Below are 450 nucleotides of genomic sequence, written 5' to 3'. Positions count from 1 at the left end.
CATAATCTAAATATTGTTCGAACACGTAAAAGTAATTTCTATTTAAGGTGGTAATTGTCTTGGCAATGACAGAGCAACAAAAATTTAAAGTGCTTGCTGATCAAATTAAAATTTCAAATCAATTAGATGCTGAAATTTTAAATTCAGGTGAACTGACACGTATAGATGTTTCTAACAAAAACAGAACATGGGAATTTCATATTACATTACCACAATTCTTAGCTCATGAAGATTATTTATTATTTATAAATGCAATAGAGCAAGAGTTTAAAGATATCGCCAACGTTACATGTCGTTTTACGGTAACAAATGGCACGAATCAAGATGAACATGCAATTAAATACTTTGGGCACTGTATTGACCAAACAGCTTTATCTCCAAAAGTTAAAGGTCAATTGAAACAGAAAAAGCTTATTATGTCTGGAAAAGTATTAAAAGTAATGGTATCAA

1 protein-coding gene is annotated in these 450 nt (G+C 30.0%); it reads left to right on the top strand.

Annotation, left to right across the window (positions count from 1 at the left end; translation table 11 throughout):
* Positions 1 to 65: 65 nt before the first annotated feature.
* On the top strand, positions 66 to 450 hold a 385-nt coding region (locus tag ETC02_RS16955), incomplete at its 3' end, for a PolC-type DNA polymerase III N-terminal domain-containing protein (protein ID WP_171698475.1).

The organism is Geobacillus sp. DSP4a (assembly GCF_013096875.1).
Lineage (GTDB): Bacteria > Bacillota > Bacilli > Bacillales > Anoxybacillaceae > Geobacillus > Geobacillus thermophilus.
Note: the sequence above shows the minus strand (reverse complement) of the source record. Positions and strands in the feature narration are given on the sequence as shown.